Annotated in this window: 25 protein-coding genes; all 25 read left to right on the top strand. The window is 47.0% G+C overall.

Features of this window, described 5'->3' with window-relative positions; translation table 11 throughout:
- The first annotated feature begins 3 nt into the window (after positions 1-3).
- Positions 4-732: a UMP kinase gene (pyrH, locus tag ULO1_RS04445; RefSeq protein ID WP_078665260.1), complete on the top strand. Its 729-nt coding sequence runs from the start codon at positions 4-6 to the stop codon at positions 730-732.
- A complete protein-coding gene (gene frr, locus ULO1_RS04440; RefSeq protein WP_078665259.1) occupies positions 729-1,286 on the top strand; it encodes a ribosome recycling factor in 558 nt (185 codons plus the stop codon). The genes pyrH and frr overlap by 4 nt, the downstream gene beginning before the upstream one ends.
- A 30-nt stretch (positions 1,287-1,316) precedes the next feature.
- On the top strand, positions 1,317-1,484 hold the full coding sequence (locus ULO1_RS04435; protein WP_078665258.1) for a DUF362 domain-containing protein: 168 nt from the start codon (positions 1,317-1,319) through the stop codon (positions 1,482-1,484).
- 104 nt (positions 1,485-1,588) lie between these two features.
- Positions 1,589-2,356 carry an isoprenyl transferase gene (locus tag ULO1_RS04430; RefSeq protein WP_078665303.1) on the top strand — a complete coding sequence of 256 codons (768 nt, stop codon included), beginning with the start codon at positions 1,589-1,591 and terminating at the stop codon, positions 2,354-2,356.
- Between the two features lie 16 nt (positions 2,357-2,372).
- Positions 2,373-3,164, top strand: a complete 792-nt coding sequence (locus tag ULO1_RS04425) for a phosphatidate cytidylyltransferase (protein ID WP_159071881.1) — start codon at positions 2,373-2,375, stop codon at positions 3,162-3,164.
- Positions 3,161-4,273, top strand: a complete 1,113-nt coding sequence (ytvI, locus tag ULO1_RS04420; protein WP_078665256.1) for a sporulation integral membrane protein YtvI — start codon at positions 3,161-3,163, stop codon at positions 4,271-4,273. The genes ULO1_RS04425 and ytvI overlap by 4 nt, the downstream gene beginning before the upstream one ends.
- 22 nt (positions 4,274-4,295) lie before the next feature.
- A complete protein-coding gene (locus tag ULO1_RS04415; RefSeq protein WP_078665255.1) occupies positions 4,296-5,459 on the top strand; it encodes a 1-deoxy-D-xylulose-5-phosphate reductoisomerase in 1,164 nt (387 codons plus the stop codon).
- 5 nt (positions 5,460-5,464) lie between these two features.
- On the top strand, positions 5,465-6,532 hold the full coding sequence (gene rseP, locus ULO1_RS04410) for an RIP metalloprotease RseP (RefSeq protein WP_079906366.1): 1,068 nt from the start codon (positions 5,465-5,467) through the stop codon (positions 6,530-6,532).
- Between the two features lie 6 nt (positions 6,533-6,538).
- Entirely contained in the window at positions 6,539-7,591 is a 1,053-nt protein-coding gene (gene ispG / locus ULO1_RS04405; protein WP_107753467.1) for a flavodoxin-dependent (E)-4-hydroxy-3-methylbut-2-enyl-diphosphate synthase, read from the top strand.
- On the top strand, positions 7,592-9,313 hold the full coding sequence (locus ULO1_RS04400) for a proline--tRNA ligase (RefSeq protein ID WP_079906367.1): 1,722 nt from the start codon (positions 7,592-7,594) through the stop codon (positions 9,311-9,313). It abuts the gene before it with no gap.
- A gap of 17 nt (positions 9,314-9,330) precedes the next feature.
- On the top strand, positions 9,331-9,960 hold the full coding sequence (locus ULO1_RS04395; protein WP_079933045.1) for a glycosyltransferase family 2 protein: 630 nt from the start codon (positions 9,331-9,333) through the stop codon (positions 9,958-9,960).
- A 5-nt stretch (positions 9,961-9,965) separates the two neighbouring features.
- A complete protein-coding gene (locus ULO1_RS04390) occupies positions 9,966-14,252 on the top strand; it encodes a PolC-type DNA polymerase III (protein WP_079933044.1) in 4,287 nt (1,428 codons plus the stop codon).
- A 24-nt stretch (positions 14,253-14,276) separates the two neighbouring features.
- Complete coding sequence (locus tag ULO1_RS04385) at positions 14,277-14,816, top strand: GNAT family N-acetyltransferase (protein WP_078665249.1); 540 nt, start codon at positions 14,277-14,279, stop codon at positions 14,814-14,816.
- A 158-nt stretch (positions 14,817-14,974) separates the two neighbouring features.
- Positions 14,975-15,442 carry a ribosome maturation factor RimP gene (rimP, locus tag ULO1_RS04380; protein WP_078665248.1) on the top strand — a complete coding sequence of 156 codons (468 nt, stop codon included), beginning with the start codon at positions 14,975-14,977 and terminating at the stop codon, positions 15,440-15,442.
- 17 nt (positions 15,443-15,459) lie between these two features.
- On the top strand, positions 15,460-16,503 hold the full coding sequence (gene nusA / locus ULO1_RS04375; protein ID WP_107753463.1) for a transcription termination factor NusA: 1,044 nt from the start codon (positions 15,460-15,462) through the stop codon (positions 16,501-16,503).
- 5 nt (positions 16,504-16,508) lie between these two features.
- Positions 16,509-16,787 carry an RNase P modulator RnpM gene (gene rnpM / locus ULO1_RS04370; protein ID WP_078665247.1) on the top strand — a complete coding sequence of 93 codons (279 nt, stop codon included), beginning with the start codon at positions 16,509-16,511 and terminating at the stop codon, positions 16,785-16,787.
- Positions 16,769-17,068, top strand: a complete 300-nt coding sequence (locus ULO1_RS04365) for a ribosomal L7Ae/L30e/S12e/Gadd45 family protein (protein ID WP_078665246.1) — start codon at positions 16,769-16,771, stop codon at positions 17,066-17,068. The genes rnpM and ULO1_RS04365 overlap by 19 nt, the downstream gene beginning before the upstream one ends.
- Before the next feature lie 25 nt (positions 17,069-17,093).
- The gene (infB, locus tag ULO1_RS04360) at positions 17,094-19,493 is read left to right on the top strand and encodes a translation initiation factor IF-2 (RefSeq protein WP_079933043.1); all 2,400 of its coding nucleotides are present in this window, start codon (positions 17,094-17,096) and stop codon (positions 19,491-19,493) included.
- Between the two features lie 15 nt (positions 19,494-19,508).
- Positions 19,509-19,868, top strand: a complete 360-nt coding sequence (rbfA, locus tag ULO1_RS04355; protein WP_078665244.1) for a 30S ribosome-binding factor RbfA — start codon at positions 19,509-19,511, stop codon at positions 19,866-19,868.
- Positions 19,849-20,832: a bifunctional oligoribonuclease/PAP phosphatase NrnA gene (locus ULO1_RS04350; protein ID WP_079906370.1), complete on the top strand. Its 984-nt coding sequence runs from the start codon at positions 19,849-19,851 to the stop codon at positions 20,830-20,832. Before rbfA ends, ULO1_RS04350 begins: the two co-directional genes overlap by 20 nt.
- Positions 20,833-20,834: 2 nt before the next feature.
- Complete coding sequence (gene truB, locus ULO1_RS04345; RefSeq protein WP_079906371.1) at positions 20,835-21,743, top strand: tRNA pseudouridine(55) synthase TruB; 909 nt, start codon at positions 20,835-20,837, stop codon at positions 21,741-21,743.
- Between the two features lie 3 nt (positions 21,744-21,746).
- Entirely contained in the window at positions 21,747-22,691 is a 945-nt protein-coding gene (locus ULO1_RS04340) for a bifunctional riboflavin kinase/FAD synthetase (protein ID WP_078665241.1), read from the top strand.
- A 78-nt stretch (positions 22,692-22,769) separates the two neighbouring features.
- On the top strand, positions 22,770-22,991 hold the full coding sequence (locus ULO1_RS04335; protein WP_078665240.1) for a hypothetical protein: 222 nt from the start codon (positions 22,770-22,772) through the stop codon (positions 22,989-22,991).
- Positions 22,992-23,096: 105 nt separating this feature from the next.
- Positions 23,097-23,366: a 30S ribosomal protein S15 gene (gene rpsO, locus ULO1_RS04330; RefSeq protein ID WP_078665239.1), complete on the top strand. Its 270-nt coding sequence runs from the start codon at positions 23,097-23,099 to the stop codon at positions 23,364-23,366.
- Positions 23,367-23,527: 161 nt separating this feature from the next.
- Complete coding sequence (locus ULO1_RS04325; RefSeq protein WP_079906372.1) at positions 23,528-25,621, top strand: polyribonucleotide nucleotidyltransferase; 2,094 nt, start codon at positions 23,528-23,530, stop codon at positions 25,619-25,621.
- Positions 25,622-25,677 lie beyond the last annotated feature (56 nt).

The raw sequence follows: 25,677 nt of genomic DNA, 5'->3' as shown, positions 1-25,677 counted from the left end.
CCCATGACAGTTCCAAAATATAAACGGGTTGTTCTTAAACTAAGCGGTGAGGCGCTGGCTGGTGGACAGGGTTTTGGCATTGACCAGCATACTGTTCAGAACATTGCCCGCCAGATTAGTGAAATTGTAAAACTGGGAGTCCAGGTTGCTATCGTTGTGGGTGGAGGTAATATCTGGCGCGGAGTGGCCGGTAGTGCTAAAGGCATGGACAGGGCTACTGCTGATTATATGGGTATGCTGGCTACTGTGATGAATTCTCTGGCCCTGCAGGATGCCCTGGAAAACCTGGGCGTGGATACCAGGGTACAAACGGCCATTGAGATGCGGCAGGTAGCTGAGCCTTATATAAGAAGGAGAGCGATTCGCCATCTGGAAAAAGGACGGGTGGTGATCTTTGCAGCCGGCACTGGTAACCCCTATTTTTCTACTGATACCACCGCAGCTTTGCGGGCTGCCGAAATAGAAGCGGAAGTTATCCTGATGGCCAAGCAGGTAAATGGGGTCTATGACTCTGATCCCAAGAAAAACCCCGCTGCCCGACTGTTTAAAGAACTTACATATCTGGATGTCTTACAACTGGGGCTGGGGGTAATGGATTCAACCGCCACTTCCCTGTGTATGGATAACAGTATTCCCATTATTGTCTTCAACCTTAATGAAGAGGGCAATATCCAGAAAGTAGTACTGGGAGAAAAGATCGGTACATTAGTTGGAGGTGAAGAGACGAAATGATTAAAGAAATCATTCGTGAGCATGAAGAGAAAATGCAAAAAGCAGTGGCTGTACTAAAAAAAGAACTGGCTTCTCTGCGGGCTGGACGCGCAACTCCCGCTTTGCTGGAGAAGGTAACAGTGGACTATTATGGTGTGCCAACTCCTGTTAACCAGCTGGCTAATATTTCCGCTCCTGAACCCAGGTTGCTGGTAGTTCAACCCTGGGACCGGAGTGTTTTGAATGAAATTGAGAAAGCGATAATGAAATCCGATTTGGGGCTGACCCCCAACAATGACGGTACCGTAATTCGTATTGCTATTCCGCAATTGACCCAGGAGCGGCGGACTGAGCTGGTAAAAGTGGTTAAGAAAAAGGCGGAAGAGGCCCGGGTTGCTGTGCGGAATGTGAGAAGAGAGGCAAATGATGAGCTGAAAGCTCAGGAGAAAGCTGGAGGCATTTCTGAAGATGAAGTTAGACGCGGTCAGGATGAGGTTCAGAAGCTGACTGACAAATATATTAAAGAAATCGATAAATTAGCTGAACATAAAGAAGAAGAAATTATGGAACTTTAATTTTCCACATAGGGAAAGGGGGTGTGAGGAATGGCCTACAAAATCTCCGATGAGTGTGTAGCTTGCGGTACCTGCATGGATACCTGCCCGAATGGCGCCATCAAGGAAGGGGATATCTACTCCATTGATGCTGATGCATGTGTAGATTGTGGTAGCTGTGCAGAAGCTTGCCCCACTGGCGCAATCAGCCAGGGCTAAATTGCGGGAAAAAGCCCCCTCGCCGAGGGGGTTTTTTCATGTTATAATATATTTATGGTAAATTATCGGAGGGAGGATTGCCCGTGGCCAAATGGATATCGCGCATGTTGGGTTCTGCGGTTTTGCCGGAAAAACAAGCGGACAATCACCAAATTAATGAAATAGATCTGTCTCGATTACCCCAACATGTTGCCATTATTATGGATGGCAACGGCCGCTGGGCACAAAAAAGGGGATTGCCAAGAAGTGTTGGTCATCGTGCCGGTGTGGAAAGCTTGCGTACAGCGGTGAAAGTTTGTACAAACATTGGTATAAAATATCTCACAGTATATGCTTTTTCCACGGAAAACTGGAAGCGGCCTAAAGAAGAAGTGGATACACTGATGAATTTACTGGTGGAATATCTGGAAAAAGAGGTGGCAGAGTTAAATCAGCAAGGAGTTCAGATTCGGGCTTATGGCGATCTGGCCGGGTTACCCCTTGCTGCCCAGCAGGCACTGACCAGGTCTATCAATTTAACTGCCAAAAATAACAAACTGGTTTTAGGCTTGTGTCTAAACTATGGCGGTAGAGCTGAAATAGTGCAAGCGGTAAATCAGATTGCGGCAGAAGTGAAAGCAGGGAAAATTGACCCCGGTTCTATTGATGAAGAGGTGATAGAAAAGTTTCTTTACACCAGAGATATCCCAGATCCTGATTTATTGATTCGCCCTGCTGGAGAATTGCGCATCAGCAATTATTTGCTCTGGCAGTTAGCTTACACGGAATTCTGGCTCACAGATGTGCTCTGGCCTGATTTCCGGGAAGAGCATTTTTTACAGGCTATAGTGGATTATCAAAAGCGGGAGCGCCGTTTTGGCGGCTTGCTATAACTATAGAGGTGATTTTGTGCTGGTATACAGGGTTATAACTGCCATTATCGGAATACCTCTGGCTCTCTGGCTTATTTGGCAGGGGGGAAGCTGGCTGGGAGGAGGTATTCTGATCCTAGCGCTGCTGGGCCAGTGGGAGCTGAAAAATATCCTTCAGCATCTGGGGATAAAGGTCAGCTGGCTGCTGGCTGGACCGGGGGTAATACTGGTCTTTTTCAGCATGATTAATCATCGTCTTGATTATGGAATAACCTTTCTGTTGCTCTGGACATTGCTGATTGCGGTTATATCTTTTCCGCGCCTACGCTGGTCAGATCTAGGAGCAGGCTTTTTTGGTATTGTATATGTAACTGTTTCTCTCACTTACATTCTACTCCTCCGAGAGCAAGATCAGGGATTATGGTTGACAGCATTGTTTTTTATTGCTAACTGGCTGGCCGACTCCGGGGCTTACTTTACAGGGCGGGCCCTGGGAAAACATCCCCTGGCACCAGTGATCAGTCCCCAAAAAAGCATCGAGGGGGTTATTGGTGGAGCGGTCACTGCTGCCCTGGTGCTGGCAATGCTGGGGCCTAAACTGACCGGTTTTTCTTACCTTTTCTGGGCTGGCTTTGGGATTGTCATAAGTCTGGGAGGACAGCTGGGAGATCTGGCAGAATCCACTTTGAAAAGAGCGGCAGGGGTAAAGGATAGTAGTAACATTTTTCCGGGCCATGGAGGAGTACTGGACCGGTTTGATTCGATCATGTTTACAGCGCCGCTGGCCTATGTTTTGCTGGATTGGTTTGTTAGGGGGGGCAATGGATGAGGCGGATGGCTTCCAATTATTATCAATGGCTGACGGCCTTGCTGATTTTACTCACCCTCTATTTTGGTGGGGCTTACTTTTTACCATTTTTGATGCCCTGGCTCGGAAAGTTTCTTTATATCTCATTACCGTTTATCCTGGCGGCTTTTCTGGCAGTCCTGCTGGATCCACTGGTTAATAAACTGGAGGCAAGATTTAAATTAAAAAGGTCTCTGGCTGTTTTATTAACCTTATCTGGTGTAGTAGGCGGATTTATAGTTATCTGGGCCCTGATTTTAGCCAGATTGATTCTGGAAACCCTTCGCTTAACCCGAGAACTGCCTGAATACCGGGAACAGATCATTATTTTTGTTGATCACGTCTGGCAAAAAGCTAACGCATTGCTGGAAAAAGGGGTTGCATTTTACCGGGAGTTGCCACCGCAGCTCCATCAGGCTGTCAAGGACAATATAGATAATATTGTGGCTAAAGGCCAGCAGCTGATTATTTCAGCATCAGAGACTTTACTGAGGTCAGTACAAGTATTACCAGCCAGTATTACTGGCGGCTTTGTTGTATTGATTATCGCCATTTTGGCAGCCTTTTTTCTCCTCAAGGACAAAGAAAAAATTATCCGTTTCTGGTTACAACTGCTAAATCCTCCCTGGGGAGAAACGACTTTAGAAGTGGGATCGAAAATTATACTGGCCTTTACTGGCTATCTCAAGGCCCAGCTTATACTTATTACAATTACCACTATCCTGGCCATTGGTGGTCTTTACCTGACGGGCAGTCAATTTGCTCTAACCATGGGAATTGTGGTAGGGTTAATGGATTTTATTCCGGTGCTGGGCCCTGGCTCAGTATTGTTACCCTGGGCTCTGCTCAGTTACTTTCACGGCCAGGGCTTTTTTGCTCTGAAATTGGTTATCCTGTATGGGGTGCTGAGCCTGGTCAGGCAGCTACTGGAAGCAAAAGTGGTCGCTGATAATGTGGGCCTGCATCCCCTGGCCACTTTAATAGCGATTTATACAGGCTATCAGCTCTGGGGCGCTCTGGGGGTAGTATTGGGTCCTATCCTGTTAATCGCTATTCAGGCGGTTATTAAAACTGGGATAACACGGATATAATAGAAAGAAACGGGGTTCAGACATGCGCAAAATAGGACTAATCGGCAGTACAGGTTCCATTGGGACACAGACATTGGAAGTAGTCCGTGCCCAGCGGGAAAATCTGCAAGTATCAAGCCTTGCTGCAGGACGTAACGTGGATTTATTGCTGGCTCAGATTAGGGAGTTTAAGCCAGAGGTAGTAGCAGTTGCAGAAGCGAAGGACGCTGAGTGGCTAGCTCAGCAACTGCGGGTTGAAAGCTGGGTTCCAGAAATCTACTGGGGTACTGAAGGTTTATTAAAAGCAGCTACTGAAGCTGAGATAGATTTGCTTGTGACGGCTATTACTGGTGCCCGGGGGCTGTTGCCTACTATTGCCGCTATTAAACAAGGAATTGATATTGCTCTGGCCAACAAGGAAACCCTGGTAGCAGCAGGAGAACTGGTGATGGCCCTGGCCGAAAAACATGGCGTCAAAATTATCCCGGTAGACAGCGAACATTCTGCTATTTTTCAATGTATTCAAGGGTCAAAGAAAAATGAAGTTAGTAAATTGATTTTAACCGCTTCCGGAGGGGCTTTTCGCGAGTGGGATATCCAGCGCCTCCAGGAAGCAACAGTTAGAGATGCTCTGGCTCATCCTAACTGGTCTATGGGAGCCAAAATAACCATTGACTCCGCTACCATGATCAATAAAGGTCTTGAAGTGATCGAAGCGCACTGGCTGTTTGGTATACCCTATGAACAGATCCAGGTGCTGCTCCACCCCCAGAGTATTATCCATTCACTGGTGGAGTTTTGTGATGGCTCCCAGCTGGCTCAATTAGGTTTACCGGATATGCGCCTGCCCATTCAGTACGCCCTCTCCTGGCCGCAGCGCTGGAGTGGGGCCTGGCCGCGGCTGGATCTGGCAAGTATCGGCAGCTTAACTTTTTCGCTGCCGGATTATGCCAAGTATCCAGGATTGAAATTAGCCTATCTGGCTGGTCAGGCAGGGGGACTGGCGCCAACGATTTTCAATGCAGCCAATGAAGTTGCGGTTACAGCATTTTTAAATGAGGAAATAAAGTTTGTGGAAATTGTAGATGTCATTGCAGCCACCCTGGACCAGTTTTCGCCTCAGAAGGCTGAAGATCTGGAGGTTGTGCTTCATATCGACCAGCAGGCGCGCTATAAGGCTGCTGAGTTGATTAAGAAAGGTCGGTGATTAAAATGACCAGTTTTCTTGTCTCGGTAATCGCTACTATCCTGGTTCTTGGTTTACTGGTGCTGGTACATGAGGCCGGACACTATTTTGCCGGCAGAGCGGTAGGCGTGAAAGTTTATGAGTTTGCTATCGGTTTTGGCCCTATGCTTTTTGGTAAAACCGGACGCAACCAAACTCTATATAGTGTACGGGCTATCCCACTGGGAGGATTTGTTAAATTTGCCGGGATGGATGAGGAAGAAGATACCGATGAAGATGGGGCGCTCAGATACCGGCCGGGGGAAGGCTTTAATGAAAAGAAACCCTGGCAAAAAGGACTGGTAATCCTGGCAGGACCGTTAATGAATTTTGTCTTAACTATCCTGATTCTAGCAGGAATTTTCTTCAAACTGGGTGTACCAGTAATTGAGCCGGTTATCGGTGAAGTGATAAAAAACATGCCTGCCGAAGCTGCAGGACTAAAGCCGGGAGATAGAATTATTGCGGTCAATGGCAAGACCGTAACGGATTGGGAAAAAGTAGTCCAGGAAATCAGAAAGCAGGAACAAGGGCGAGTTTCTCTGGAAATTCTCCGGAATCAGAAGAAGATGCTGATCGAGCTTAGACCCAAAAAGGACCCGGCAACAGGGCAGAGTATGATTGGTATTTCCCCTCAGCCACCAAAAATGAAATCAGTTAACCTCTGGGAAGCAGCCGGTTATGGGGTACTATATACAGGTAAAATTACTTCTACTGTTTTACACTATCTGGCTAACTTGTTTAAGATGCCCGACCCGACGGCAGGGCTGGCTGGTCCGGCTCGTATTAGTATGGAGATAGGCAAGGCTGCTCAGGCAGGTTGGCTGAACTTGCTGCAGCTAGCTGCTTTATTAAGTTTGCAGCTGGGATTATTTAATTTGTTGCCCATTCCGGCTCTTGATGGCAGCCGACTGCTGTTTGTAGGCTGGGAGGGGCTGGTCGGTCGCCGGGTAGACCCCAAACGGGAAAACATCGTTCACCTGGTGGGTTTTGCTCTGTTGCTGGTGTTAATGGTAGTGGTAACTGTAAATGATATTTCCCAGCTGCTGAAATAGGGGGAGTTGTTTTTGGCCAGTAAAAAACAGATTAAGATAGGGAATATATTAATCGGAGGCGGAGCGCCTGTATCTGTTCAGTCCATGACCAATACCGATACCAGGGATGTGGAGACTACCCTGCAGCAGATTGAGGTACTGGCCCGGGAAAAATGTGAAATTATTCGGGTGGCCGTACCTGATGAAGAAGCAGCTCAGGCACTCAAGGAAATCTGCCGCAGGTCTCCCTTGCCGGTGATTGCCGATATTCATTTTGATTATCGCCTGGCCTTAAAGGCTCTGGCCCATGGAGTTGCAGGCCTGCGCATTAATCCTGGCAATATCGGAAGTGAAGATCGGGTAAAAGAAGTTGTGGCAGCTGCCAGGGAGCGAGCAGTACCAATAAGAATCGGGGTTAATGCCGGCTCTCTGGAGAAGGACTTGCTGGAAAAATACGGCCATCCCTGTGCCGAAGCGCTGGTTGAAAGCGCTCTCAGGCATGTAGCATTACTGGAGCGATTTGGCTATGAGGAAATAAAAATTTCCCTGAAAACCTCCCGGGTTCCGGTTTTGCTGGCTGCTTACCGACTGCTGGCACAAAAAGTGCCTTATCCCTTGCATATAGGTGTTACAGAGGCTGGCACCTTGTTCCGTGGTGTGATAAAATCATCAGTAGGTCTGGGAATATTGCTGTCTGAAGGTATAGGTGATACAATGAGGGTCTCCCTGACCGCTGATCCCGTTTATGAGGTGAGAACTGCCTGGCAGATTTTGCAGAGTTTGAATCTGCGTCAGGCTGGCCCGGAGCTGGTTTCCTGTCCCACCTGTGGTCGTTGCCAGGTGAATTTAATTAAGCTGGCAGAAGAGGTTGATCAGATTCTTTACCAGATAGACCGGCCCCTGAAAGTAGCTGTTATGGGTTGTGCAGTTAACGGTCCCGGCGAAGCCAGGGAAGCTGATATTGGCATTGCCGGGGGCAAAGGAGCCGGATTATTATTCAAAAAGGGACAGGTTATCCGCAAGGTGCCGGAAGAACAGTTATTATCAGCTTTGTTAGAAGAAATAAGGAGGTTGGATTAGTTGAGAGCATCCCAGTTATTAGCACCCACTTTGAGAGAGACTCCGGCTGAAGCCGAAGTTATCAGTCATCAGCTGCTGCTCAGAGCGGGATTTATCCGCAAAGCTGCCGCTGGTGTTTATACATATTTGCCTCTGGCACAGCGGGTTTTGCATAAGATAATGCAAATCGTCCGCGAAGAAATGAATCGGGCCGGGGGCCAGGAAATTACCATGCCCATCATCCAGCCTGCAGAGCTCTGGCTGGAATCAGGGCGCTGGCATGTTTATGGTGACGAGCTCTTCCGTTTAAAAGACAGGCACGGTCGCGAATTCGCCCTTGGACCAACCCATGAAGAAATCATTACTGACCTGGTGCGCAATGAAGTGCATTCCTATAAACAGCTGCCCCTGTTGCTCTATCAGATTGCCAACAAATACCGGGATGAACGCCGGCCACGGTTTGGACTGATGCGAGGGCGCGAGTTTATCATGAAGGATCTTTATTCCTTTGATAAAGATGAAGTAGGCATGCAAATCAGCTATCAAAAAATGTATGATGCCTACACCCGGATTTTTACCAGGCTGGGCCTCAAATTCAGGCCAGTAGAGGCCGATGCAGGTGCCATTGGGGGCAGCAGTACCCATGAGTTTATGGTAATTGCTGATGCGGGTGAAGCTACCATTGTGTACTGTGATACCTGTACCTATGCTGCCAATGTGGAAAAGGCTGAGTCCAGATTGATTGCCAGGGGAAAACAGGAAGCCCAGCCTTTAGAGAAAATCGCCACTCCAGAACAAAAGACCATTGATGAGGTAGCGGCCTTTCTGGGAATAGCTCCTGAACAGACTATTAAAACCCTGATCTATCATACTGAAAAAGGTCTGGTAGCTGCTGTGCTGCGAGGAGACAGACAGGTTAATGAAATCAAGCTGCAAAACCTGGTTGATACTTTGCAATTGCATCTGGCCAGTGATGAAGAAGTAGTAGAAAAGATCGGTGTAGCTCCTGGTTCAATCGGACCGGTGGGTCTAAAAGGCAAGGTATGGCAGGTCATTGCGGACCCGGAAGTAGTCCAGCAGAACAACCTGGTTTGTGGAGCCAATGAAGACGGCTATCACTTAAAAAACGTTAATTATGACCGGGATTATGCAGTTGACCTGGTTGCAGATATAAGGATGGTTGAGGCAGGAGAACATTGCCCGCGCTGTGAAGAAGGCAAATTGCTGACAGCAAAAGGTATTGAAGTTGGACAAGTATTCCAGTTAGGGACAAAATACAGTAAAGCTCTGAATGCTGTTTTTCTGGATGAAAATGGCAAACAAAAAGAAATGGTAATGGGTTGCTATGGTATCGGTATTACCAGGACAATGGCAGCTGCTATTGAACAAAACCATGACGAAAATGGGATCATCTGGCCGTTGGCCATAGCTCCCTATCATGTGGTGGTTATACCTGTATCCGAGAAAGATCAGCAACAGCGGGAAGCAGCGGAAAAAATCTATAGTCAGTTAACTCAGCTGGGGATTGAAACTGTAATTGATGATAGGGTTGAAAGGGCCGGCGTCAAGTTCAAGGATGCAGACCTGATTGGTTACCCCTATCGCCTTACTGTAGGCAAAACCCTGGCCGAGGGTAAAGTAGAGCTCAAGGAACGGAGAACAGGTAACACCCGGGTACTCGATGTAGAGGCAGCTGCACAGGTGATTGCTAATCTGGTCAAAGAAGAATTAGCCAGATACTAACTTGTGGAGGTTGTACCATGGGATGCTCTGCCATAATCCCGGCTTATAATGAAGCAAAAACTATCGCGCCAGTGGTGAAAACAACCAGGAATCATGCTCTGGTAGATGAAGTGATCGTTGTTTGCGATGGCTGTCAGGACCAAACCGCCATCCTTGCTGAGCAAGCAGGAGCAAAAGTGATCGAACTACCTTACAATCAAGGCAAGGGAGCAGCTCTGCTAGTTGGCGCCAGAGCTGCTCTTCATTCCGTTCTGCTGTTTCTTGATGCTGATCTGATCGGTCTTAGAGATGAACATATCACCAATCTTTTGAATCCAATTCTAAATGGACAAGCTGAAATGACAGTAGGTATATTTAGCGGGGGTAGGTTAACCACTGACCTGGCGCAAAAAATTACCCCCAGTTTGTCCGGACAAAGGGCCCTTTTACGGGACTTAATTACCCCCTATGATGAACTGGCCAGCACCCGCTACGGGGTAGAAGTTTTTATTAACAGTCTGGCCCGGGAGAAAGGTTGGAAAGTGCTGGAGGTAGAACTTTTTGATCTTACCCATCGAATGAAAGAAGAAAAGTTTGGCCTGGTTAAAGGGATGCAGGCCAGAATGAAAATGTACTGGGAAATTGTTAAATCCTTAACAGGGTGGTAATTACTATGCGCAGAATAGATTTCGGGCAACTGGCAGAGGAATTGCGCCTTTCTCCGGAAAGCTGTGCGCTGCTGGCAGAAGCAGAGATAATCAAAGTGGAAATCAGCCAGAAACAGGGTTTGTGGCTGGTTCACTTGAAAATCGGCGGGCTTCTGCCTCTGGAGGAATTAAACATACTGGAACAGGGGCTGGGGAATAAACTGATTCTGCCCGCTAAACTGAAGCTATTGTTATATTGTCCAGCCTCGGATTTGAGCCAGCAGTCAGTCCAGTTAAAGTCTTATCTGCTTGAGGCTGTAGGCGAAAAATCAGAAGTTTGCCGCAAGTGGCTGGAAATGTCGGAACTGGAAATTGAGGCCGGACGTATTCTGATTTCAATGCCTAACCTGCTGGGAGTTCAGGTATTAAAGGACAAGAAGATTCCCGAACTAATCAGGGAATATTGCCTGAAACATTTTGAGTTTAGTCCGGAGGTGCTTCTGGATATCGGCCACCAGCCGAGCTTAGAGGAAGACCTGCCGGATGTGCAGACCATTTTGACTCAAAGGATTGAAGCAATAGCAAAAGAGGAAAAAACTGATAAGGAGCAGGAAAATAAAGAGCAAAGAAAAGAAGAGAAGGAAAGTCCTGTTCTAAAAGGCAAGCCTATTACCGCTACTCCTGTCCTGATTAAGGACGTTCTGGAAGAAGAACGGAATGTGGTTATCCAGGGGCAAATCTTCAATATTGAACGCAAGGAATTAAAATCCGGTCGGACTGTGACAACTTTTGCCATATCAGATCTTACCGATTCCATTCTGGTCAAGTTTTTCAGCGAGAAAAAGGATGAGGAACAGGAGAATTCCTGGCTAAAAGAAGGTAAATGGCTGAAAGTACGGGGACCAGTGCAATATGACCCTTTTTGCCGGGAACTGGTGGTAATGGCCTATGATATTAACATTGCCGAAGGGATACCTGAACGACAGGACCAGGCGACTGAAAAAAGGATTGAGCTCCATGCCCATACCAAGATGAGTGCGATGGATGGAGTGGCCAGTGCTGCGGATTTGGTTAAAACCGCTGCCCGGTGGGGACATGCGGCAATAGCCATTACCGATCATGGCGTAGTACAGGCTTTCCCGGAAGCGGCTGAAGCTGCGGGGAAGTATGGCATTAAAGTTATCTATGGCCTGGAAGGTTATTTAATCGATGATGGTCAGCCGATTCTGATCGGTGAAGTTAATGGACCAATTGCCGAATCGGATTATGTTATTTTTGACCTGGAAACAACAGGACTTAGTCCCTTAACCAATGATATTATTGAAATCGGTGCCGTAAAAATAAGGGCTGGACAAATTCAAGACAGATTCCACTGTTTTCTCAAGCCATCCCGGCCAATTAGTGAAGAAATTAGCCAATTAACAGGTATTACTAATGAAATGCTTGCTGAGGCTCTGGAGCCAGAACAAGGGTTGCAGGATTTTCTTAACTTCATTCGAGGGGCTGTTCTGGTGGCTCACAATGCCACTTTTGATGCTGGTTTTATCCGGGTGAAAATTGAACAGTATTTCAGCGAAAAATTGACTAACCCCCTCCTGGATACTTTATCGCTAGCTCGCTGCTTACTGACAATGAAAAATTATAAACTAGATCAGCTGGCCCGTCACTTTGAAGTAGACCTGGAACAGCATCATCGTGCCGATTGTGATGCTGAGGCTACTGCCCTGATTTTTCTTAAACTGCTGGAACTGGTAAGGGAAAAAGGCATAAATGAGATTCAGGAAATTAACAGTTTGATTAAAAACATCAATCTGGATAGTCTGAAATCTTACCATATTATTTTACTGGCCAAAAATAAGACTGGTCTCAAAAATCTGTACAAACTGGTTACCTTGTCCCACCTGCACTATTATCATCGTCATCCCCGCATTCCCAAAAGTCAGCTGATAAAACATCGTGAAGGCTTGATCATCGGCTCTGCCTGTGAAGCTGGAGAGCTTTACAGGGCTTTGCTCGACGGGACCAGTCAGGAAAAATTGGAAGAAATCGCCACATTTTATGATTACCTGGAGATTCAGCCCCTTGGCAACAATCAATTTTTATTGAAAGAAAATGCCGTCAAGAATTTAGAAGAGTTACAACGGCTGAACCAGGAAATTGTCAGGCTGGGGGAAAAGCTGCAGATTCCCGTTGTAGCTACTGGTGATGTGCATTTCCTCAATCCTGAGGATGAAGTTTATCGGCGAATATTAATGGCAGGCAAGGGCTTTACCGATGCTGATGACCAGGCACCACTCTATTTTAAAACTACCGAGGAGATGCTAGAGGAATTTGCCTATCTCGGGGAAGAGAAGGCGCGGGAAGTTGTAATTGAAAACCCGCAGAAAATAGCGGAATCGGTAGAAGTTTTTAAACCCATTCCGGATGAGTTTTATCCTCCCGTTCTAGAAGGTGCGGAGGAGCAAATTATCAACATGACGTATGAGACGGCAAAAAGAATTTATGGTGACCCCCTGCCGGAAATAGTACAGGCCAGGATAGATAAAGAACTGAATTCTATTATCAATAATGGTTTTGCGGTCTTATACTTAATTGCTCATAAACTGGTAAGAAAATCCAATGATGATGGCTATCTGGTCGGTTCCCGGGGTTCTGTCGGTTCTTCCTTTGTGGCGACCATGACCGGGATTACGGAGGTTAACCCTTTACCCCCTCACTATGTTTGTCCGCAGTGTAAGAAAAGCGAATTTATCCTGGACGGGTCGGTAGGCTCTGGTGCGGACATGCCTGATAAGAACTGTCCTGACTGCGGTTGTAAATACAAAAAAGATGGCCATGATATACCCTTTGAAGTATTCCTGGGTTTCAAAGGCGACAAGGTACCTGATATTGATTTAAACTTTTCGGGTGAGTATCAGCCCCGGGCCCATAAATATACTGAGGAATTGTTCGGCCAGGGAAATGTCTTCCGTGCTGGTACTATCGGTACCATTGCCGAAAAAACCGCTTTCGGGTTTGTGAAAAAGTATTTTGAGGAACGCAGGATTCCCAAACGCAATCCAGAGCTGCTCCGCCTGGTCAAGGGCTGTACCGGTGTAAAGCGGACAACAGGCCAGCATCCAGGAGGGGTCATGGTAGTACCGCGGGATTGTGATGTTCACGATTTTACTCCTTTGCAGTATCCGGCCGATGATAAAAAATCCGGGGTGATTACCACTCATTTTGATTACCATTCCATCAGCAGCCGTCTGGTTAAACTGGATATTCTCGGACATGATGACCCGACGGTAATAAAAATGCTGGAGGATTTGACCGGAGTGGATGCCAAAACCATACCCCTGGATGAACCGAAAGTATTATCCCTTTTTTCCAGTACGGAGGCACTGGGGGTGACACCGGAACAAATTCGGAGTAATGTGGGCACTTACGGTATACCTGAATTCGGGACTAAATTTGTAAGACAGATGCTGGAAGATACCAAACCCAAAACTTTTTCAGAACTTGTGCGAATTTCCGGTTTTTCTCACGGAACCGATGTCTGGTTAAATAACGCCCAGGACTTAATCAAAAATGGCATCTGTCAGCTGGGAGAGGCCATTTCGGCCCGGGATGATATTATGATCTATCTGATCTATAAAGGACTGGAACCCAGCCGAGCTTTTAAAATTATGGAGGGCGTACGGAAAGGTAAAGGGGTAAAACCGGAAGATGAAGAAGAAATGCGCAAGCATAATGTGCCGGAGTGGTATATAGAATCCTGTAAGAAAATAAAATACATGTTCCCCAAGGCCCATGCGGTAGCCTATGTCATGATGGCGTTCCGGATAGCCTACTTTAAAGTCTATTATCCTGAAGCCTTTTACGCTACCTATTTCACCGTACGTGCCGATGAATTCGATGCGGAGCTCATTTGTCAGGGACCAGAGGTTGTACGTAAGACCATTGAAGAGATCGAGGCCAAAGGCTCTGACGCTACGCAGAAAGAAAAAAACCTGCAGACCATCTTAGAACTGGCTCTGGAAATGTATATGCGTGGAATCAAAATGCGCCGGATCAGCCTGGAAGAATCGGAGGCCAAGAAATTCATCATCACCCCGGAAGGATTACTGCCGCCTTTTGCTGGTTTACAGGGAGTAGGTGAAGCTGCAGCCCAGAATATTGTGGAGGCGCGGCGAGAAGCCCCCTTTGTGTCCATTGAGGATTTGCGGACCAGGGCCCGCCTGACCAAAACCGTCATCGAGGTGTTAGACCGGCATGGTTGTTTAAGAGGTTTGCCGGCTACCAGTCAGTTGCAGCTTTTTACTATGGCTTAAGATTAAAGGATGGGAGGTTAAAGTATGGAGAGAGAGTGGCGTTTTATTGACCAAAAAGGGAGGGAAATTTGGCTCCGCCCTGCCCGGCCGGAAGATGCTGAAGGGATTCTCAGCAGTATAGCTTCAGTTGCCAGGGAGCGCAGTTTTATCCTCACCGAAAATGTGGGACGAACAGTGGAAGAAGAAGCTAAATATATCGCTAACCTGGATACTCAGCACAATCTTTTGCTGGTCGCTTTGCATGAAGATAAGGTTATCGGCGGTTTGGGAGCGTCCCAGGCAGGGGGAGGCAAGTATCCCAAACTGCAGCATGTGCTGGAAATAGGCCTGCATTTGGTTAAGGATTATCGGGAGGCCGGGATTGGCAGTCAAATGCTGGCTTATGCAATCGAATGGGCCAAAGAGAAAGGCTTCGGCAAACTAACAGCCCAGATTTTTACCACCAACCGTCGCTCAATCCATCTCTTTGAAAAACACGGTTTCCAGGAAGAAGGCAGAAGGAAAAGACAATATCGAATTGGCTCGGAGTATATTGATGAAGTAATGATGGGGTTGCTATTATAGTTGTACTATGGTATAATTGTTATAGTATCCCATGAATGGAGCGGATAAAGAGTGGGTCCATACCCACTCTTTCCTTTTGCAGAGATGGAATGGCTATTAAAGGATAGAGCCTGGGAAATAATAACCAGTGGAAATATTTGTTGAAGAGGTGAAAAAAATTGAATAAGAAAGAGGTTTGCCAGAAGGTACTCACATGGGCGCAGGAAATTGCGGAACCCCTGGGAATTGAAGTTGTTGATGTGGAACTAGAAAAAGAACATGGTGAATGGTATTTGCGCATTTTTATTGATAAACCGGAAGGCATCAATATCGATGATTGTGAAATGATTTCCAGGCAAATTGATCCTGTTCTGGATAATCACGATCCGATACCCTTCCCATATCATCTGGAAGTATCTTCTTTAGGATTGGACCGGCCCCTGAAAAACGACCAGGATTTGGCCCGGTCTTTGGGTAAGAAAGTCAGAATCAGTTTGTTTGCCCCTTTTGAAGGGAAAAAAGAATGGATAGGTACTCTACGGGCTTTTTCTAAAGAAAGAGTGGTTATTGGGATAGGAGAAGAGATGCTGGAAACCAGCATCCCACGTAATCAAATAGCCAAAATTAAATTAGAAATAGATTTTTAAGGAGGAAGGCACAGGCAATGAGTGGTGAACTACTGGAAGCACTGGTTGATTTGATGCGGGAAAAGGGACTGGACAAGGAAGTAATTATCGAAGCACTGGAAGCAGCTCTGGTTTCAGCCTACAAAAAGAACTTTGGTACCGGAGACAATGTCAGGGTGGATATTAACCGGGATACGCTGGAACTTAAAGTCTTTGCCAGAAAAACTGTAGTAGAAGAAGTGGCTGACCAAACCCAGGAAATCAGCCTGACCGAGGCCAGAAAAATTAACCCCCGTTATGACCTGGGCGATGTGGTGGAACTGGAAGTAACTCCCCGTAACTTTGGTCGGATTGCGGCCCAGAATGCCAAGCAGGTGGTAATCCAGAAGCTGCGGGAAGCTGAAAGAGGTCTGATTTATGAGGAATTTGCCAATCGGGAAGGGGACATTGTTACCGGGATTGTACAGCGCATCGAACGGGATAATGTTATCATCGATCTGGGCAAAACCGAAGCCTTGCTCTCCAAAAGTGAGCAAATGCCTACGGAAGAATACCATTCCGGGGACAGGATTAAAACCTATGTGGTTGAGGTCAAGCGTACCAATAAAGGCCCTCAGGTCTATGTTTCCCGTACCCATCCGGGGCTGATGAAACGCCTGTTTGAGCTGGAGGTACCTGAAATTCGGGAAGGAATTGTGGAAATCAAGGCGGTGGCCCGGGAAGCGGGATACCGTTCCAAGATTGCCGTCCATTCCAGAGATGAAAATGTTGATCCGGTGGGAGCATGTGTTGGTCAAAAAGGGGCCCGGGTGCAGATGGTGGTAAATGAATTGAAGGGCGAAAAAATTGATATTATCCCCTGGCATCCAGACCCGGCAGTGTTTGTGGCTGCTGCCCTGAGCCCTGCCAAAGTGGTTAAAGTAGAAATAAGGGATATGGAGAAAATGGCCAGAGTAATTGTGCCGGATTACCAGCTTTCTCTGGCTATTGGTAAAGAAGGACAAAATGCGCGTTTAGCAGCGAAATTAACAGGCTGGAAAATCGATATCAAGAGTGAGAGTCAAGCTGCCGAACTGGAGTGAGGCTGATGAAGGTAAAAAAGATTCCGGAAAGAAAATGCGTAGGCTGTCAGGAGATGAAGCCTAAAAAAGAACTGGTACGGATAGTACGGACTCCAGAAGGAGAGGTGCTGGTCGACTCGACTGGGAAAAAGAATGGGCGTGGGGCTTATATCTGTCCCAATTTGGAATGTTTAAAAAAAGCAGTCAAAGGCAAGCGGTTGGACAGAGCCCTGTCGGTTACCATTCCTCCTGAACTAATCAGTCAACTGGAACAGGAGTTGGCGGCATGCGAAACAGATGGTTAGGTCTCTTAGGGTTGGGGCAACGTTCAGGGAAAGTGGTATCGGGCGAAGCGGCTGTTGAGGCCATGTTGAAAAAAGGCAAAGGAGAATTACTGGTTCTGGCAGGAGATTTAAATAGTAAACGGATAAATGTTTATCAACACTGGGCTAAGTCCCTGGGTATAAAGAGCGTAATTGCCGGAACGAAAACGGAACTGGGCATAGCACTGGGCAAATCTCCCAGAGCCGTGGTGCTGATTCTTGATGCCGAACTGGCAAAAGCCGTATATGAAAATCTGGTCTAAAAGCATAACTTCTGGGGGTGAATTCATGGGTAAAATCAGGGTGCATGAGCTGGCAAAGGAACTGGGGATAGAAAGTAAAAATATGATCAGCTGGCTAAAAAACCATGGAATAGAGGTAAAAAATCACATGAGCACAATTGAAGATGATGTAGCAGAAATGCTACGGGCAAAAGCAAAAGGTCAAAAAGAGAAAAAAGAGGAGAAATCCGTGCCTAAGCAGCAGACAGCCAAAAAACAGCAGACAGAAACTACCACACAACAACAGCAACCGAAACAGCAACAGCACCGGCCTCAGGGTCAACAGCACCGGCATAACAGACCTGGAAACAGACCAGTACCGCAAGGTGAAAGGCGTGATCGGCAGCGGGAGCAGAATCGGGACAGAAAACCGGGTCAGGCCCCTGCCGCAGCGGCTAATCAGCCCCAATTCCGTAAGGACGATCAGCGCCGGCCGCGACCCCAGGCCGCTGCTAATATACCTCCGGTAATACCGCCGGAAAAGGAGCAGCCGCGGGAAAAGGTAAAACCGTTGGAAAAAGAGGAAAAGAACATTATCGAATTACGCCGGGAACGGGAAGAACAAAAATTGCTGGAGAAGCAAAAAACCCGCGGTAAAGCCAAAAAAGGAAACAAACAGCAAAGGGCGAGCAATGAAAATCAGGAAGTTATTGGGCCTATCATTATGGGAGCTTCCATTTCTGTACAGGAGCTGGCTAATCGTTTAAAGAAACCAGCCGCTGAATTGATTAAAAAGTTAATCGGTCTGGGCATTATGGCTACCATCAACCAGGAAATCGACGCAGAAGTCGCTGAAATTATCTGCGCTGATTACGGGGTGGAAGTTCAGGTCAAAATCGAGGACCCGGAAAAAGAAATTCTGGAGCTGTTGGAGCAGGAAGATAGTCCTGAGGATCTGGTAGCCCGTCCTTGTGTGGTTACGGTAATGGGGCATGTTGACCATGGGAAAACTTCCTTGCTCGACGCTATCCGTCAGACTAATGTTACTGCTTCAGAAGCTGGTGGAATTACCCAGCATATTGGCGCTTATCAAGTCGAGCACAATGGGCAGAAAATTACCTTCCTGGATACTCCCGGTCACGAAGCTTTTACAGCAATGCGAGCCCGGGGGGCAAAGGTTACTGATATCGCTATCCTGGTGGTAGCGGCTGATGATGGGGTAATGCCCCAGACTGTTGAGGCTATCAACCACGCAAAAGCTGCCAATGTACCGATCATAGTTGCCATTAACAAAATGGATAAACCAGGAGCTAACCCTGATCGGGTAAAACAGGAACTGACTGAACACGGTCTGCTGCCGGAAGAATGGGGCGGAGATACCATTTGTGTAAATGTTTCTGCCAAAACCAAGCAAGGAATTAGTGACTTGCTGGAAATGATTCTGCTGGTGGCTGAAATGCTGGAGCTGAAAGCTAATCCCAAACGCCTGGCTAAAGGTACAGTGATTGAGGCTAAACTGGATAAAGGCCGCGGACCGGTGGCTACTGTGCTGGTGCAAAATGGTACCCTGCAAATTGGTGATGCCATCGTTGCCGGTACTGCCTTTGGTAGGGTCAGAGCCATGACAGATGATAAGGGAAGACAGGTCAAGAAAGCACCACCCTCGATGCCGGTTGAGGTCCTGGGGTTGTCAGAAGTACCAGAAGCTGGGGATGTTTTCTATGCTTTTGATGATGAGAAAAAGGCCAAGCAACTGGTGCAAATCAGGCTGGATCGCAAGCGGGAAGAGGAACTGAAGGCTAACAGCAAGGTTAGTCTGGAGGACCTCTTTGCCCGTATTAAAGAAGGGGAAATCAAGGAACTAAATGTCATTGTTAAAGCGGATGTGCAAGGTTCAGTAGAGGCCTTGAAGCAGTCCCTGGAAAATCTGAGCAATGATGAAGTCAGAGTTAAACCCATTCACGGCGGGGTTGGAGCTATAACTGAAACCGATATTATGCTGGCTTCAGCCTCTAATGCTATTATAATTGGCTTTAATGTCCGGCCGGACAGCAATGCCCGTAAGGCGGCTGAAAAGGAAAAAATCGATATCAGACTGTATCGGGTTATCTATGATGCTATCGAAGATGTAAAAGCCGCTATGAGTGGCTTGCTGGAGCCGGAAATCAAGGAAGTAGTCCTGGGGCGGGCGGAAGTGCGTCAGACTTTCAAGGCCTCCAAAATCGGTACCATCGCAGGTTGCTATGTGCTGGAAGGCAAAATTACCCGGGATAGCCATTTACGGTTAATCCGCAATGGAATCGTCGTGCACGAGGGTAAACTGGAATCTCTCAAGCGGTTTAAAGATGATGTACGTGAAGTTAACCAGGGATATGAGTGCGGTTTGACCATTGAAAAGTATAATGATATCAAAGAAGGAGATATTCTTGAGTTCTTTACCTTTGAAAAAATAAAAAGAGAAATTTAGGGCAGGTGAACTAAAATGGGAGGTCACAGACCGCAACGTGTAGCTGAAGAAATTAAAAAGGAACTGGCTAAAATCCTGCGCGAAGATGTTAAAGAAGAAGTTTTACGACTGGTCACTGTTACAGCGGTCAATGTCTCTTCTGACCTGCGGTATGTCAAAATTTATTTCACCCTGCTGGGTGGCAAGGGTGATAAAGGAGCAGTTGCTGAGCTGCTGGAAAAGTCCAGCGGCTGGCTCAGAGGGGAGCTGGGTCGACGCCTGCGTCTGCGGTTTGCTCCGGAACTGCAATTCGTCTATGATGAGTCGATAGAGCATGGTGCCAGGATAATGGAGCTTTTAAACAAGGTGAACCAGAATGAAGAATCAAGAGATTAAAAATTTCCTGGCTAAGCTACAAGAGCTGGATGATTTTGCTATCATCGGCCATATCAATCCTGATGGTGATACTATCGGTTCTGCTCTGGCCCTGGCCTTTATGCTGGAGAGTCTGGGGAAAAAGGTTGAACTCTGGAATCTGGACCCAGTACCGGAGCTTTATCATTTCCTGCCGGGGGTGCAACGTTTCTCTTGCCCCCAGGCAGGAGACTGGCAGGGGAAAAACCTGATCTTTGTCGACTGTTCTGAACCGAAACGCTGTGGGGATGAAATTTTGCCTTATTACCGTCAGGCTAGCACCCTCTTCAATATTGACCATCATATCAGTAACAAATTTTTTGCTGATTTTAACCTGGTAGTTCCTGAACGGGCTGCTTCCGGTGAAATCATATATGAGCTGGTGAAAATGTCTGGGGTGCCATTATCAAGGGAAATAGCCACCTGTCTGTATGTTACCATTGTGACCGATACCGGTTCTTTTCGTTTTCCTAATACCACCGCCAGCACTTTCCGGATTGCAGCAGAATTGAAAGAGGCCGGCGCCGATACTGAAACAATCAATCACCAGATCTATGAAGAAATACCGCCAGAAACCCTGGCGGTGCTGGGGTATGCCTTTGCCCACTTTCAATATTCACCCCAGCGCAAAGTCTGCTGGCTGGTACTGGATAAGCAAACTTTGACCCGTTTACAGGCCCGGGATGAGCATCTGGAAGGTATAGTTAATTATGCCAAAGCCCAGAAGGGCGTAGAGGTTGGGATTCTGCTCAGAGAAGCTGAGCCAGATCTAGTTAAGGTCAGCTTCCGCTCCAAGAAGGCTGTTGATGTCAATGCGCTGGCCCAGATATTTGGGGGAGGCGGCCATCAGAGAGCCGCTGGCTGTCGTTACCGTGGTCCCTTAACAGAGGCTGAACAGAAAATAATTGAACAGGCCATATTAATAACTGAGGGCGCGGGGGCATAAATATGCATTTTGGTTTTCTTAATGTACTAAAACCAGCTGGACTAACATCTCAACAAGTAGTACAAAGGGTTAAGAAAAAAACCGGCAAAATAAAAATCGGCCATACTGGTACCTTGGACCCGCTGGCAACGGGGGTACTTCCTCTATGTTTAGGACCGGCTACCCGATTGGCTGAGTATGTGAGCAACATGGGTAAAAAATACCGGGCCCAGCTGCAACTGGGGATTGAGACCGATACTTATGACCGGGAAGGCAGTGTGATAGCCGAAACCACGGCCAGTCACATTACCGGGGAGATGATTGTATTAGCTTTACAAACGTTCGAAGGCCAAATAATGCAGGTACCTCCTATGTTCTCTGCTATTAAAAGGCAGGGTAAGCCCTTATATGAGCTGGCCCGGCAGGGAATTGTAGTGGAACGGGAGGCTCGTCCTGTCGAGATCTATCAGATAAAACTTGCAAAAATAGAACAGCTGGGCAGTGACCACCCATTAGTAGAAATAGAGGTCCATTGTTCAAAAGGAACATATATCAGGAGCCTGGTGCACGACCTGGGGCAGAAACTGGGAACAGGGGCAGTCATGACAGCACTGGAACGGACAGAAGTCGGGATTTTTAACCTGAAGAATGGCTTAGCACTGGAAGAGTTAGAAGAGATGGACGGAGACCAAATAAAGGATTATCTTTTTTCTGTTGAGCAGGTTTTTCCGGATTGGCCGGTAGTTATTGTTTCCGCAGAAGAAGCAAGAAAAGTGGAAAACGGGAACAGGATCAATTTGCCTTATACTAAAACATTTCCAGACCAGGCGGAAAGAATCTTGCTGTGCAATCAACAGGGCAGGCTATTAGCTGTGGCCAAAAGCATAGAGAATGGTCATCTGCAACCTGTGATTGTTTTCCGGGAGGGGTAAGGAATGTTGATATTAAGAGACCTGTCTGATCTTGGGCGGGACCTGAGAGGAAGGCTGGTTCTGGCTCTGGGGAATTTTGACGGGGTACACCGCGGCCATCAAGCTTTGTTGATGAAAACTTTACAACTGGCGGCACAGCTGGACGCTATTCCGGGTGTCATGACCTTCGATCCCCATCCCTTGCAATTACTTGCCCCTCAAAAATTACCTCCTATGATTCTCGATCAGAAGGCAAAACTCCAATTGTTGGCCAGTAAAGGGATAGAAGTCGTTCTGGTGGTGCCCTTTACCCGGATTTTTGCTGAACTTTTGCCCCGGGCTTTTTTTACAGAAGTGTTACTGGAACAAGTAGGAGTTAGGGGTCTGGTGGTAGGGTATAATTATACCTTTGGCCAGGGCGGAAAAGGTACTGCAGAAACTTTGCAGGAACTGGGGAATGTCTATAATGTACCGGTAGAAATAGTGCCTCCTGTAACTGTTGACGGGCAGCGGGTAAGCAGTTCCCTGATTCGTCACTATATCCAGCAGGGCAATATGGAAGCAGCGGCAACCTGTTTGGGCTATTATCCCTATCTTGCCGGTGAAGTAAAGCATGGTGATGCGCGGGGGAGGGAACTAGGGTTTCCTACTGCTAATGTAGCAGTTGACAGGAAACTGGTCATTCCGGCGCAAGGAGTTTATGCTGTCAAAGTTAGGTGGCAGGAACAGCAGTGGCCGGGAGTAGCCAATCTAGGACATAGGCCTACTTTTTATGAGCAAGGCCAGCTGGGTTTGGAAGTTTTTATTTTAAATGATAATGTGCCCGAGCTTTATGGCGAGACTATCGAAGTGGAATTTCTTAAAAAATTAAGGGATGAAAAAAAATTTACCAGTGTGGCAGAATTGAAAGAGCAAATAAAGCTGGATATTGCCAAAGCTAGAGGCCTTTTTTACTCACCTTGCATATAATCTAAGCAGAATACTTTACAAAGCGGGGCCGATATGGTATATTTTATAAGTGTCCTGCTTGACTCAGGGTGAGTAAAGGTGAATGTGATTATCAGCGATCATGCCCGGAGGCGCTTGCAGGAAGAGAGACAGCAACTGATTCGGGTTGAAGATGTTCTGGCAGCAGCCAGCAGTATTCCTGGACGGATTCAGGTTGCCACCAGATTTAGAAATTTTCTTGCTGGTTCAGGAAGATGGTTTGATGTTGTTGTTAAAGACAGTGATAATTTGCGGATAGTGATCACTGTCATTGGAAAATGAGTTAACAAAGGAATCCCTTTGTTATAAAGAACCACTGGCTCGGAGGGAGGAGGCTCCGCCCTTCTTCTTGGCTTGTGGGGATATTAGGAATAGGAGGTGAAAACCATGGCACTCACTACAGAACAGAAGCAAGCTATTATCGCCAAGTACAAACTGCATGACATGGACACTGGTTCTCCTGAAGTGCAGATTGCTATCCTGACCGAGAGAATCAATTACCTGACTGAACACCTGAAGGTTCATAAGAAGGACCATCATTCTCGTCGGGGTCTGCTCAAAATGGTAGGCCAGAGAAGAGGCTTGCTCAACTATTTGAAGGAAAAGGATTTCAATCGTTACCGTAATATTGTTGAGCAACTGGGTCTGAGAAGATAGACAATAAGCGGGGTATAGACCCCGCTTGTTTTATATCAATCATTTTGTATGATGGGAAAATAATGTATTTTTTGCTAGATAAGCAGGAAATACTATAGGTAATGTGGAAATAATTATAGGTTATTCTTAAATGGCGAAATTGAGAGGAGGAAAATATAGCAATGGAACGAACCTTCCAGTTAGAGGTAGGCGGCAGGACCATGTCTTTTTTGACCGGGAAACTGGCAAAACAGGCCAATGGTGCTGTGATGGCAGCATATGGCGATACTCGGGTCCTGGTTACGGCTACCTGTTCCAAGGAACCCCGGGAAGGGATTGATTTCTTTCCTTTGACAGTAGATTATGAAGAAAGATTATATGCCGCTGGTAAGATCCCAGGCGGTTTCATCAAACGGGAAGGCAGGCCGGGGGAAAAAGCCATTCTGGCTGCCCGTTTGATTGACAGACCCATACGTCCCTTATTTCCTGAAGGTTTTCGCAATGATGTACATATAGTAGCTACTGTAATGTCCGTTGACCAGGATCATGACCCGCGGGTTGTGGCTTTGTGTGGTGCATCCGTTGCTCTAACCATTTCTGACATACCTTTTAACGGACCTATTGGGGCTGTTATCGTTGGCCGCGTTGATGGGAAGCTTATCATTAATCCTAATCTAGAACAATCTGAAAAGAGCGACATGCACATCGTCGTAGCGGGAACCAAAGATGCAGTAATGATGGTGGAAGCTGCTGCCAATGAGGTTCCGGAAGATGAAATTCTGGAAGCCATCATGTTTGCCCATGAAGAAATCAAGAAGATAGTAGAATTTCAGATTCAGGTTCAAACTGAACTGGCAGTGGTTAAACGGGAAATTCCATTGGCCCAGCCAGATCCTGAAATGGACCAGGCAGTCAGGGCATTTATTGCCGAAAAGATCAACCAGGCAGTGCGAATTTTTGACAAACAGCAACGGCAGGATACATTAGAAGAACTGAGGAAAAAAGTGCTAGAACATTTCCAGGAACAATATCCGGAACGGGAAAAAGAGCTGGAAAAAGTATTTCATAACATCTTGAAAGAAACTGTACGGCAGATGATTATCACTGAAGGAATCCGTCCTGATGGCCGGAAACTGGATGAAATTCGTCCTATCTGGTGTGAAGTCGGAGTTTTGCCTAGAACCCATGGTTCTGCTATCTTTACCAGAGGACAGACCCAGGTACTGACCGTTACTACTCTGGGGGCGATTGGGGATGAACAGATTCTGGATGACCTGGGAGTAGACGAATCAAAACGCTATATGCATCATTACAATTTTCCTCCTTATAGCACAGGAGAAGCCAGACCGCTCCGGGCTCCATCCCGACGGGAAATCGGTCACGGCGCTCTGGCAGAAAGAGCTCTCGAACCTATGATACCTGATGAAAAGGTCTTCCCCTATACTATCCGCCTGGTTTCCGAAGTCCTGGAATCCAATGGTTCCAGTTCTATGGCCAGCGTTTGCGGCAGCACCTTGTCCTTAATGGATGCCGGTGTACCTATCAAGCGCCCCGTTTCCGGTGTAGCTATGGGTCTGGTTAAGGAAGGAGATATTGTCCGGGTCCTGACCGATATCCAGGGTATGGAAGACGCTCTGGGGGATATGGATTTCAAAGTTGCAGGTACTGAAATCGGGGTAACAGCCATTCAAATGGATATCAAGATCGCTGGGATTGACCGGCAGATCCTCAAGATGGCTCTGGAACAGGCCCGACAGGGACGGCTGTATATTCTTCAGAAGATGCTGGAGACTTTACCGGCACCCCGGAAGGAGTTGTCACCATGGGCTCCGCGCCTGATTTTCCTGACCATTCATCCGGATAAAATCAGGACGGTGATTGGCCCTGGTGGTAAAACCATCAAGAAAATCATTGATGAAACCGGAGTAAAGATTGATATTGAAGATGATGGCCGAGTCTTCATATATGCAATTGATCAATCTGCTGGTAGAAAAGCACAGGAAATGATCGAGGAACTCACCGAGGAAGTGGAAGTAGGCAAAACCTATCTCGGTAAAGTAGTTCGGATTGTAGAATTTGGCGCCTTTGTCGAAGTTCTGCCCGGTAAGGAAGGCTTAGTGCATATCAGTCAGCTTTCCGAACAGAGAGTCAATAAAGTAGAAGATGTAGTCAGTGTTGGCGATCAAATTCCTGTTAAGGTAATCAAGATTGATGATTTGGGGCGGATCAATCTTTCCCGCAAGCAAGCTATCCAGGAAGAAAAGCAAAAGGGTTAAGCTCAGGAATTACCTGAGCTTTTTTTGTTTATCTGGGCATAATAAAAGGGGAAGGA

Source organism: Carboxydocella sp. ULO1 (genome assembly GCF_002049255.1).
Taxonomy (GTDB): Bacteria; Bacillota.
The sequence above is the reverse complement of the archived record's forward strand: the minus strand, read 5'-3'. Positions and strand labels throughout refer to the sequence as shown.